8 protein-coding genes and 1 other annotated feature are annotated in these 6,827 nt (G+C 48.2%); of the genes, 6 read left to right on the top strand and 2 right to left on the bottom strand.

Annotated features, from left to right (window positions below; translation table 11 throughout):
- Positions 1 to 150: 150 nt before the first annotated feature.
- On the bottom strand, positions 151 to 1,332 hold the full coding sequence (locus QZQ46_RS10525; RefSeq protein WP_296829792.1) for an acetyl-CoA C-acetyltransferase: 1,182 nt from the start codon (positions 1,330 to 1,332) through the stop codon (positions 151 to 153).
- Positions 1,333 to 1,539: 207 nt separating this feature from the next.
- Positions 1,540 to 2,724 carry an acetyl-CoA C-acetyltransferase gene (locus QZQ46_RS10520; RefSeq protein ID WP_296829788.1) on the bottom strand — a complete coding sequence of 395 codons (1,185 nt, stop codon included), beginning with the start codon at positions 2,722 to 2,724 and terminating at the stop codon, positions 1,540 to 1,542.
- 1,134 nt (positions 2,725 to 3,858) lie between these two features.
- Here QZQ46_RS10520 and QZQ46_RS10515 point away from each other — a divergent pair.
- The 6 genes from QZQ46_RS10515 (at position 3,859) to QZQ46_RS10490 (ending at position 6,676) form a co-directional block, all read left to right on the top strand.
- Positions 3,859 to 4,485, top strand: coding sequence for a hypothetical protein (locus QZQ46_RS10515; protein WP_296829786.1), 627 nt, complete (start codon positions 3,859 to 3,861; stop codon positions 4,483 to 4,485).
- A gap of 66 nt (positions 4,486 to 4,551) precedes the next feature.
- Positions 4,552 to 4,782: a DUF1653 domain-containing protein gene (locus tag QZQ46_RS10510; RefSeq protein WP_044504400.1), complete on the top strand. Its 231-nt coding sequence runs from the start codon at positions 4,552 to 4,554 to the stop codon at positions 4,780 to 4,782.
- A gap of 42 nt (positions 4,783 to 4,824) precedes the next feature.
- Positions 4,825 to 4,934: a sequence feature (ribosomal protein L20 leader region), on the top strand.
- A 13-nt stretch (positions 4,935 to 4,947) separates the two neighbouring features.
- Complete coding sequence (gene infC, locus QZQ46_RS10505; RefSeq protein WP_071822351.1) at positions 4,948 to 5,460, top strand: translation initiation factor IF-3; 513 nt, start codon at positions 4,948 to 4,950, stop codon at positions 5,458 to 5,460.
- Positions 5,461 to 5,476: 16 nt separating this feature from the next.
- Complete coding sequence (gene rpmI / locus QZQ46_RS10500) at positions 5,477 to 5,674, top strand: 50S ribosomal protein L35 (RefSeq protein ID WP_296829782.1); 198 nt, start codon at positions 5,477 to 5,479, stop codon at positions 5,672 to 5,674.
- A 45-nt stretch (positions 5,675 to 5,719) separates the two neighbouring features.
- Positions 5,720 to 6,070 carry a 50S ribosomal protein L20 gene (rplT, locus tag QZQ46_RS10495; RefSeq protein ID WP_044504397.1) on the top strand — a complete coding sequence of 117 codons (351 nt, stop codon included), beginning with the start codon at positions 5,720 to 5,722 and terminating at the stop codon, positions 6,068 to 6,070.
- Between the two features lie 189 nt (positions 6,071 to 6,259).
- On the top strand, positions 6,260 to 6,676 hold the full coding sequence (locus QZQ46_RS10490; RefSeq protein ID WP_296829778.1) for a C-GCAxxG-C-C family protein: 417 nt from the start codon (positions 6,260 to 6,262) through the stop codon (positions 6,674 to 6,676).
- The last annotated feature ends 151 nt before the right edge of the window (positions 6,677 to 6,827 follow it).

Here is a 6,827-nt window from a genome sequence, read left to right as displayed (position 1 = left end):
ATCTAAATTTCAGATTGAATTGTCTCGAGTGTCCTAATTGGTATTGCAATTAACCACAAGAAATAATTTTTTTTACGACTGGAAAAAACACGATAAAAAAGAGTCCCGCACCCGGATGTGTGCGAGACTCTCTGAAGTTTTAAATCGGGATTAGTCGATGTTTTCGACGATGCAGGCCGTACCCTGGCCGCCGCCGATGCACAGCGTAGCCAAGCCGTATTTGCCACCGACTTCTTTCAAGCCGTAGAGCAAGGTTACGAGGATACGAGCGCCCGATGCGCCGATCGGATGGCCGAGGGCGATAGCGCCACCGTGGATGTTGACTTTATCCATATCGAAGCCGAGTTCGCGGCAGCAGTATACAGCCTGAGCTGCGAAAGCTTCGTTGGCTTCGACGAGGTCGAGGTCTTTGACTTCGAGACCTGCTTTAGCCAGGGCTTTGCGGGACGAAGGAACCGGGCCGGTACCCATGATGGTCGGATCGACGCCGGCCGATGCATAGCTTACGATTTTAGCCATCGGTTTGAGGCCGAGTTCTTTGGCTTTGTCAGCAGACATGACGACGAAAGCTGCAGCACCGTCATTGATGCCGGAAGCGTTGCCGGCCGTTACCGTACCGCCTTTTTTGAAGGCCGGTTTCAATTTAGCCAGGCTTTCCATGGTCGTGCCTTCACGCGGGAATTCGTCGGTATCGATGATGACGTCCTGTTTGCGCTGATGAACCGTAACCGGAACGATCTGGGATTTGAAAGCGCCGCTCTTAATTGCTTCGCAGGCTTTGACCTGAGAACGAACGCCCATTTCATCCTGATCTTCACGAGTAACGCCGAATTTTTCAGCGACGTTTTCAGCGGTGATGCCCATGTGGTAGTCATTGAAAGCATCCCAGAGGCCGTCTTTGATCATCGTGTCGACGAGGACGCCGTTGCCCATGCGGTAGCCGTAACGGCCTTTGGGAACAGCATAGGGAGCCATGGACATGTTTTCCATGCCGCCGGCTACGATGACGTCAGCGTCACCGGCTTTGATCATCTGAGCTGCCAAGGATACGCAGCGGAGACCGGAACCGCAGACTTTGTTGACCGTGAGAGCCGGAACTTCGATCGGCATGCCGGCTTTAATCATAGCCTGGCGAGCCGGGTTCTGACCCTGAGCAGCCTGGAGAACGTTGCCCATGACGACTTCGTCGACGTCTTTGCCTTCGATGCCGGCACGTTTGAGGGCTTCAGCGATAACGACAGCGCCTAAGTCAACTGCCGGGGTATCTTTAAAACCGCCGCCGAATTTGCCGATAGCTGTACGGCAAGCACTTACGATAACTACTTCTTTCATTGGAATCACTCCTTGAATTTTTTTACGTATGGAATAGATGAGACGCATCGGTATGAGAGAAATGCGCCGCGAAAAGCATCATCATAATGATGATACCAGATAATGATATAATACACCTTACAAAAGGAAATGTATAGACCACGTTCAGAAAATTACGTAGTCTATACATTTAGGTGCTTACTATTTAGGGAATAGGGGGGTAAAAACTTACAGGCGTTCTACGATGACAGCCGTGCCCTGGCCGCCGCCGATGCAGAGGGCAGCAAGACCATAGTGGCCGTTGATTTCCGGTTCAGCCATTGCATAGAGCAAGGTGACGATAATACGAGCGCCGGAGCATCCAATCGGATGGCCGAGAGCGATAGCGCCGCCGTGGATGTTGACTTTGTCCATGTTGAGGCCGAGTTCGCGGCAGCAGTATACGGACTGAGCTGCGAAAGCTTCGTTCAATTCGATGAGGTCCATCTGGTCGACGTTCATGCCGGTCTTCTTCATGACTTTGCGGACAGCCGGAACAGGGCCGATACCCATGATTGCCGGTTCTACGCCAGCCGAAGCCCAGTCTACGATCTTAGCGAGCGGTTTGATGCCGAGTTCTTTAGCTTTGTCAGCGGACATGATGACGACAGCTGCTGCACCGTCGTTGATGCCGGAAGCGTTGCCTGCCGTAACTGTGCCGTCTTTAATGAAAGCCGGGCGGAGTTTGGAGAGCATATCCATGGTGCAGTCCGGACGGATGAATTCGTCTTTGTCGATGACGACGTCGCCTTTTCTCTTATGAACCGTAACCGGTACGATCTGGCTGTCGAATTTACCTTCCTGCTGAGCTTTGTAAGCGTACTGCTGGGAACGGAGAGCCAATTTATCCTGGTCTTCACGAGTTACGCCAAAGCGGCTGGCTACGTTTTCAGCCGTAACGCCCATATGGTAATTGTTTTCCGTGCAGATCAAGCCGTCACGAAGGAGAAGATCTTCGAGAACGCCGTTACCCATGCGATAGCCGCGGCGGCCTTTAGCGATGGAGTAGGGAGCGTTGGACATGGATTCCATACCGCCGGCAACGATGATGTCAGCGTCGCCGAGTTTAATCTGCTGCGAAGCCAGGGAAATGGCACGCATACCGGAACCACAGAGTTTATTTAATGTGAAAGCTGGAACTTCCTGGGGAATACCCGAATGAAGGGCAACCTGACGGGCTGTGTTTTCACCGCAACCGGCTTGGAGTACATGACCCATGATGACTTCGTCAATCTGATTGACAGGAACACCTGCGCGTTTAATTGCTTCAGTAACCGCAGCAATACCGAGGTCTACAGCGGTAATATCTGCGAATTGGCCATTGAAGCTGCCGATGGCCGTACGGCAAGCACTTACGATAACAGCATCTCTCATTAGAAAAACCATCCTTTCTGATGTAAAACTAAAGTATAGAATAATATAGTATATAGCCTTAAATTGACGGAGCCGCCGCTTACGCAGCTCCTTGGGGGTACGCTGAAATGAAGAATTTGAGTTCTAAATTTCACAATCTCCATGTCTATATAGTACATTTTTTCACAAATAATTGCAAGAGGAAAATGTATTTTTACTGTGCTAAATAATCATGATAAAGTAGGGAGCAGATAAAAGAAGAATGAACACCCCGAATAGTTCGCTATGCATATCATTGGGATGAAAAGGCCTGCCTTCGGGACGACAAAATCCCTGGCAGCTTAATACACAATTAGAGGATTATATTATATATAATATATAATTAATCCTAAAGCAGGTCCTTGGCGATGGCGGCGTCACCGGTCCGTGTCAGCTAAGGGCATCTTTTTTTACATAAAAAAAGAGCCTTGTAAAAAGGAAGGTCACAAGGACTATATCGAATGACAGTCTTGAAAAAGGGCAACTAAAAAAGCGACTCCACATACGTGAGGTCGCTTTTTCAGGCATTACAGTCGGACATATTAAAGAAGGTGTGCAATGAAGCTGTACGAAAGCAAAGCACCCATGGAAATAATGATTTTTGCGTTTGCACTTAAGTTCATAATTCTCCCTCATTTCTCTTGTATTCATATGCCAGCCTAATAATTTAAGTTATTGCTGGATAATGACCGGCTGGTAGGTGATCTCTTTATCTATAAATATAATAACGCGTGATTAAAATAAAATCAATAGCTGAAAAATGCAATTGAAGGGGGTCAATATGATTGGAACGCAAAAATAAGCGGTTTAAGTAGATAATATCAAGCTAAATGCGAGAAAATATTTACGCGCATTAGGGGGCAAGTCTATTTTTCCATAAAAAATAAATCAAGAAAAAGTTGAATAAAATGATTATTTATTCAAAACAGAAAAATGTTAAATTTTATGTTTAAATAAAGGCGCGACTTAAAAAATAAAATGAAGTTGTAGTGAGATAAGTATTGGCAGATAGCTAAAAAATGTTCTATAATGAATATAATAAAGTAAAAGGTCAGCTCGTCCGGTATTTTCCGCGGCAGCTGGCGCCAAATCATGACTGATATCAGGAGGAATACGATGGGATTTTTCGATGCATTTTTTAAAGAGCAGCAGCGCACGAAAAGTGAAGAAATTTATGACCGTGCCCTGCAGATCTTTAATTCACCGGAGCTGCAGAATGAGTCCTTGCCAACAGAGCTCGCCCGGGACGTTCTTCAAGGGGAAGACTGCGATCAGGTGAGCGGGGCTTCCGGCCGCTTTGGCCATGATGTGACCAATCCCATACCCGTCAACGGGCCGAGTGGGGAGTTCGTCTATTTGTCGCGTCTTCGCCTGCGGCGGACAGGGTCGATGGTCTTTTTTCATAAAGTCGGCCGGATCGGGCGCATCGATGTTTTTGAGCTCACCAATGTCAGCGGTCAGTTTGCCGACCGGCTGTACGTCGACATGTATCATCCCCGTTGTTCCCGCCTCTATCCCGAAGGCTATACCCTCGAGCGGGAAGCCGTCTTTCCCCGGGGCGTGACGACGACCGTCGCCGATTTCCCCAAGGGCCTCTATAAGGCCATCAAGAAGGAAGCCCGCCAGCGCCTCGGCATCGACGTGGCCGAGCAGGAAAGCGACCGCATCAATCTGGAAGCGGCTCGAGAATCCCTGGAAAGGCTCCCGGCAAAAGACGGGGCGGAAGGGCCGTCGCACCATTGAAATAAGGCTGATCTATGGTATAATTACTACACAGCTTATAATGTTATGATATTAGGAGGGTCACTGATGAGAGACTTACCGAAAGCGCATGAAACGTGGCGCCATTTTAAAAACAATACTTATGAAATCATTACGCTTGCCGAACACACGGAAACGGGTGAAAAATTCGTCATCTACAAAGCCTTGCACGATACGATGAAAACCTACGCCCGCCCGTTGAAAGATTTCATGAGCGAAGTCGACAAGGAAAAATATCCCCGTTCGGAACAGGAATATCGCTTCGTTAAGATTAAATAAGCTTGACAGTTTCGAAAAGTGCTGATATAATATAGAACGTTGAAAATAAAGCAGAAGCTATCCGCTTCTCACCTTACAAGACGATGGTGTCACTAGGGTCTATGACGGAAACGTAGAGCGGATAGTCATGCTATCCGTTCTTTTTTTATTCGGAGGTGAAAGACAATTAGTAAGGAATTACGTATCAACGATCAAATCAGAGCCCGTGAAGTACGCGTGGTCAGTGATTCTAACGAACAGCTCGGTGTCATGTCTCTTCGTTCTGCCCGTCAGATTGCGGAAGAACGGCGTTTGGACTTGGTAGAAGTCGCACCGAATGGCAAACCGCCGGTCTGCCGTATCATGAACTACGGAAAATACCGCTATGAACAGCAGAAGCGTGAAAAGGAAGCCAAGAAAAAACAGAAGGTCTTGACATTGAAGGAAGTAAAGCTTCGTCCCAATATTGAAGATCATGACTTCTACGTTAAAATGAAAGCTGCTCAGCGTTTCCTGGGTGAAGGCAGCAAAGTAAAGGTTACCATCATGTTCCGCGGCCGTGAAATGAGCCATCCGGAACTGGGCCGTGATTTGCTGGTTCGATTCGCTGATGAATTGAAAGACACCGCCCATGTAGAAAAAGAACCTAAAATTGAAGGCAGAAACATGACCATGGTCATTGCTGTCAACAAAAAGTAACAGGAGGACAATTATTATGCCGAAAATCAAAACCCGCCGTGCCGCGGCAAAACGCTTTAAATCAACTGCTACAGGTAAGATCAAACGCATGAAACCGTACAAGAGCCATATCTTGGAAAGCAAAACTGCAAAACGGAAACGTAACCTGAGAAAAGCTACACTGGTATCGCAGTCCATGACCGATGTCGTTCGCAAGATGTGCCCGTTCATCTAATAACAGACAGAATATTTTTTGACATAGATTCGGAGGAATAGACTAATGGCAAGAATCAAAGTTGGCGTTACAGCACACGCTCGTCATAAAAAAATCTTAAAAATGGCTAAAGGCTATCGCGGTACCCGCAGCCGTCTCTTCAAAAAAGCTAACGAAAGCGTCATGAAAGCGCTCTACTACGCTCGTCGTGACCGTCGTGCCAAGAAACGCGAATTCCGTAAATTGTGGATCGCTCGTATCAACGCTGCTACCCGTGCAAACGGCCTCAGCTACAGCCGTTTCATCTATGGTCTGACCAAAGCCGGTGTCATCGTAAACCGCAAAATGTTGGCTGACCTCGCTGTCAATGATGCTGCTGCCTTCACGAAACTCGTAGAAGTCGCAAAAGCTCAGTAATATCGGAAAAAGAGGATGACGACAAAGTGGTAAATCCATTTTGCCGTCATCCTCTTTTTTATGCCCTTTTTCGTCCCTGTATGCAGGATGAATGACCGTTTGGCTGAGCCTTTTGGCAAGGTCTGGCCTTCTCGCTGTGAAACAGGTACAATATATATGAATATATAAAAAAGGTAAGGAGGATATACGATGGAAGATGTAAAAAAACTGGCTGCAGCCTACCATGAAGCCGGTAATAACTGTGCTGAAACGGTGGTCAAGGTCTGTAACGACTGCCTGGAACTGAACCTGCCTCAGGAAACGCTGCGCATGGTGTCGGTCCTCGGCGGCGGCGTCGCCGGCTCAGGCTGTCTCTGCGGCGCTTTGAACGGCGCCTGTCTCGTCTTGGGAAGCCTCGTCGGCCGGACCGAACCGGATGAAAAGACGAAGGCTGAAATCAATCAGCCCGTCCGGGAATTTGAAAAAATTTGGCTCGACCGCTTTAAAGCGACGTGCTGCCGCGTCCTGAAAAGCCCGGCTAATGGCGGCCCTGTGGCCTGCGGGACCTTGATGGGCGATACGGCGGTCATGCTTATCGATTTTATTCGCGACAAGAAGCTCGCCTAGGTTTTTTCCGATGGGGGCGCCGGCTGCGGTGCCTCGATCGGAGTTTCTCTTTTCTTGACTTTTTTGTGGGATATGGTACAATAAACAAGTCGGGTCAACGGGGCGTAGCGCAGTTTGGTAGCGCGCTTGGTTCGGGACTAAGAGGTCGCAG

The organism is uncultured Megasphaera sp. (assembly GCF_900539295.1).
Taxonomy (GTDB): Bacteria; Bacillota; Negativicutes; order Veillonellales; family Megasphaeraceae; genus Megasphaera.
This window is presented reverse-complemented; position numbering and strand designations above follow the sequence as displayed.